Below are 4,220 nucleotides of genomic sequence, written 5' to 3'. Positions count from 1 at the left end.
TTCGGGGGGCTTCAGCGGCGGGCGGTCTTCCGGCCAGGGGCCAACGATCTGCGCGCCGATCGGCAGGCCGTCGTCCGACATCGCGATCGGCAGCGCTGTTGACGGCAGGCCGGGCAGGGTGGCAATGCCGGGCCACACCAGTTGGTCGACGTAAGGATGCTGCTTGCCGTCGATCTTGATGCGGCGCTCTTCCTGCGGCTCGTGGTGATCGTGCGGGTACGCTGGAGTCGGCATCACCGGGCAGATCACCGCATCGAACGATTTGAACAGCTCGCGCCATTGCGCGCGCAGGCCGGTGCGGCGGCTGTCGGCGGCGACCCAGTCGCGGTGGCTGAGCACGATGCCGCGCAGCCGCTCGGCGGCGAGGCCGTCGTCGCTGGCGCTGAGCTGGGCCGCCATCGCCTGCGCGCCGGCGTAGAGGTCGGGCGGGAAGCCGGCGGCGAGGAACGACAGCAGCATCCGCATGTAGACCCGCGACGTCTCGGCAAGATCGGGCAGCAGCGGCGAGGAACGGGTGACGCTGACTCCGGCCTTGGTCAGGCCGTCCGCCAAAGTTTGCAATGCGCCGTGCACCGCAGCGCCCGTCGGCAGCAGCGGATGGGTATCCAGCAGCAGCACGCGGAAGTCCTTCAGCGTTGTGTGCCGTGCTGGCGGAAGATCGAGCCGGTACGCGATCCCGTCGAAGATCGGGTCTGTGCCGGCGATGACGTCGAGCAGCAGCGCCAGATCGGCGGCCGAGCGCGCCATCGGGCCGATCACCGACAGATCGCGATTGGACGGCAGCGGCGGAAACGGCGGCGGCGTATGGCCGCGCGCCGGGCACAGGCCGAAGGTCGGCTTGTGGGCATAGACGCCGCAGTAATGTGCCGGCACCCGCAGCGAGCCGCCGATATCCGAGCCGAGCGACAGCGCGCCGAAGCCGGCCGCGAGCGCGGCGGAGGAGCCGCCGGACGATCCGCCCGGCGTGCGGCCGAGATCATACGGATTGCCGGTGGTGCCGTAGATCTCGTTGTAGCTTTGCCAATCGCCAAGCGCGACCGGCACGTTGGTTTTGCCGAGGACCACGCCGCCTGCGGCTTTCACCCGTTCGACCGCCAGCGCATCGGCGGCGGCGACGAAGTTCTTGTGCTCGACGAAGCCCCAGGTGGTCGGCAGGCCGGCGACGTTGAAGCTCTCCTTGACGGTCATCGGAATGCCGAGCAGCGGCTCGCGTCCGCCGCGCGACAGCGCCAGATCGGCCGCCCGTGCGCTCTGCAGGGCGCGGTCGAAGTCGCGGACGCACACCGCGTTGACCTTGTCGTCGTGCCGCTCGATCCGCCCGATCGCATCCTGCGCAAGTTCGACGGCGGAAACCTGCTTGGCTCTCAGAGCGGCGGAAAGATCGGTGACGGTCGCAAAGCTCCAGGATGAGGCGGACAAGGCGTGCAACTCCGTAGGCTGGTGATTAGTACGCTGACGTGGCGCAGCACTATACGCCAATAGTTTTCAATGGCGACAATTTTCCCGACAGGCAAGGATGCTGACGGGGAGCTGACAGAGAGGGTCTTTGTGAGCACAATTTCCTGTGATGAAAAATTAGTTTGATCGGCGTCAACGGATTCGGATACTAACAAGTGATCTAATTACCAAGTATGCGGTTATGGGTTCATTTAGTAATCCAGGCCGTGTCGACGACGGCGCGAAATTTGTTGTTGCTAATTATTCCTATCGAGCTGGCGCCGCTCGTCCAATAACAATCTTGCATCCCAAAAGAGCTGAACATTGATCGGGAGGAAACCGTGACAAAAACAACGCGTGACGTGTGTCTAGTGGAATTGTCGCGCCGCAACATGCTTCGGGTTGCGGCGGGAGCGGCTGGGGCGGTCGCGATTGTGGGGCTCGCTGCCAGCGAAGCACTTGCTTCGGACAAGATGGCCAAGTCTGCGGCGCAGTATCAAGCCTCGCCGCACAGCGGGCAGTCTTGCGGAAAGTGTCAGAACTACGTTGCGGCTTCCAGTAGCTGCAAGGTCGTTGACGGCCCTGTAAGTGCGAACGGCTGGTGCTCGCTGTTCGTCACGAAAGGCTGATCTGTTTGTTGTGCCGAGCGTGCTTGGCAAAAGGCGTTGCGCATCGAGCGGACGCAGCCGCGTTGGCTGCGTCCGGATTTGAACAGAATTGATTGTTTGGGGACGGGCTTTGAGCAGATTTAGCGATCGAGCGACACAATTCCTTGGCGGTATGGTTGCCTTTGCCGGCGGCGCGGTCATCACCGGTGTAACGTTGGTGGTCACCCCGCCGACGGCGCAAGCGCTGCCGATCTTTCGCCCGTCAGACCGGTCAACCCTGTGGTAACTGCCACACCGATGTTCTCGGTCTCACGCCATTCGGCCGTCGCTTCAAGCTCGGCGGCTACACGCTCGGCGGCGGGCCATTCCGCAAGACGCTGTTTCCGATCCCGCCTTCCGGCAAGGTGTTTCCGACGGCGGATGAACTCAAGTCGGTCCTTGTGCCGGGGACAGCATCTCAGGATGCTGTCGCCCAGCTTCGCTCTTATGCCCAGCAAACAACGTCCGATGCGAAGTTGGCCAAGCCGGCCGCAACGCCAGAGCAGGCGATCACCGATGCGTTCGCGGCGGTGCAGAAGCCGGAGGAGGAGCCCGGCTGGTTTCCGCCGTTGGCCGTGATGCTGCTCGGCGGCTACACCCACACACAAGCGCCAGATCCGAACTGGACGCCCGGCGTCAATCACTGGAACGCCAACGACAATACCGGTCTGGCGCAGGCGAGCCTGTTCGGCGGCGGTGCCATGAGCGACAATGTCGGCGTGTTCGCGCAGCTGACTTACAGTTTCCCGGCGATCGCCGATGCGTCGGGCAAGTGGGGTTGGGACAATGTCGATGTCCGCTATGCGCAGTCAGGCCAGATCGGTGGCGTCGATGTGCTATTCGGTATCACCGCGCACAACAATCCAACCGTGCAGGATGTGTGGAATACCGCGCCGGCCTGGACGCATCCGTACTTCACGACTCAGCTCGGCTTCACCGGCCCGGCGACGTCGACGGTGATCGACGGCGCGTATTCGCAACGCGTTGCCGGCCTCGGCGGCTATCTGTTCATCAATGATCAGCTCTATCTCGAGGTCACCGGCTACAAGACCCTCGGCGTCGTGGCGCAGACCCGGCTCGGCGCCGATCCGCTCGCCAGTCTCGGCCAGATCGCCGGCGTCGCCCCTTATGGCCGCCTTGCCTGGGAACAGCGGTTCGGGGACCACAATCTGATGGTCGGCGGCTTCGCTAGCCGGTTCGAGATCGCTCCCTGGTCGGTGAGCGGCGTCCCTGTGCCGCTCGACACCACCGGCAATCTCGCCGACGTGCCATATGGAGCCACCAACAAGTACACCGACTTCGGTTTCGACACGCAGTATCAGTATCGCGGCGACAATTATTGGGTGATCTTGAAGGGCGCGTATATCCGCGAGGAGCAGCGCTATGATGCCGGCTATATCGGCGGGATCGTTCCGGCGAACCTGAGCAACTCGCTGAACACCTTGCGGGCCAGCTCGACCGTCGCGATCGGTAACGACAATCGGGTGGTTGCGACCGGCCAGTATTTCCGGACCTGGGGATCGCCCGACGCCAATCTTTACCAGGGAAATCAGGACAGCGTGCCGGACACCACAGGCTTCATGGCGGAGCTTGCCTACCTGCCGTTCGGCTCGAGCCGTGCGCCGTACTGGCCCTGGTTCAACACCCGCATCGGCCTGCAGTATTTTTACTACACCAAATACAGCGGCGACACCGTCACGTCGCACGACAAGAACACCTTCATCGTCTATTCGACGATTTTGTTCTGAGGGTGCGCTGGTCGGGACACTGACCGGCTACCGGTTACTTGCATCGGGTTGGCGCGCCATCTGGGCTGGATGGCGCGTCGGGTAGAGTCTCCCTTGACTGAAGCTCCGGCGGTTCCGGGGCTTCCTTTGTTTTTGGTGGCCGTCATCTTGGTGCGGCGCGTAGCAAGTGTGGCGGGGTGCCCAGATCCGCTGCCAGAGCTTCATCTGAAGGATATAAAGTCGAAGCGGCCTAGCCGCCCCGGAAATCCTGCGGCGTGAAGCCGATGTCGAGGATGCGCCATTCGCGGTACTTGTCGGCCGGCAGCATGGTGTAGGGCTGGCACGCTTCGAGGGCGGCGATGGCGCCCTTCATCAGCGCTGGGCCTTTGGCCGAGGCGCTGGCCTCGAT

3 protein-coding genes are annotated in these 4,220 nt (G+C 63.5%); 2 read left to right on the top strand and 1 reads right to left on the bottom strand.

The window, feature by feature from the left end:
* Positions 1 to 1,419, bottom strand: a 1,419-nt coding sequence (locus DYI24_RS22340) for an amidase (RefSeq protein WP_164573889.1), incomplete at its 3' end; no start/stop codon positions are given.
* A gap of 410 nt (positions 1,420 to 1,829) precedes the next feature.
* Here DYI24_RS22340 and DYI24_RS22335 point away from each other — a divergent pair.
* Complete coding sequence (locus DYI24_RS22335; protein ID WP_205523632.1) at positions 1,830 to 2,066, top strand: high-potential iron-sulfur protein; 237 nt, start codon at positions 1,830 to 1,832, stop codon at positions 2,064 to 2,066.
* 494 nt (positions 2,067 to 2,560) lie between these two features.
* A complete protein-coding gene (locus DYI24_RS22330) occupies positions 2,561 to 3,832 on the top strand; it encodes a cytochrome C (protein ID WP_164573888.1) in 1,272 nt (423 codons plus the stop codon).
* The last annotated feature ends 388 nt before the right edge of the window (positions 3,833 to 4,220 follow it).

Source organism: Rhodopseudomonas sp. BR0C11 (assembly GCF_010820945.1).
Lineage (GTDB): Bacteria > Pseudomonadota > Alphaproteobacteria > Rhizobiales > Xanthobacteraceae > Rhodopseudomonas > Rhodopseudomonas palustris_H.
Note: the sequence above shows the minus strand (reverse complement) of the source record. Positions and strands in the feature narration are given on the sequence as shown.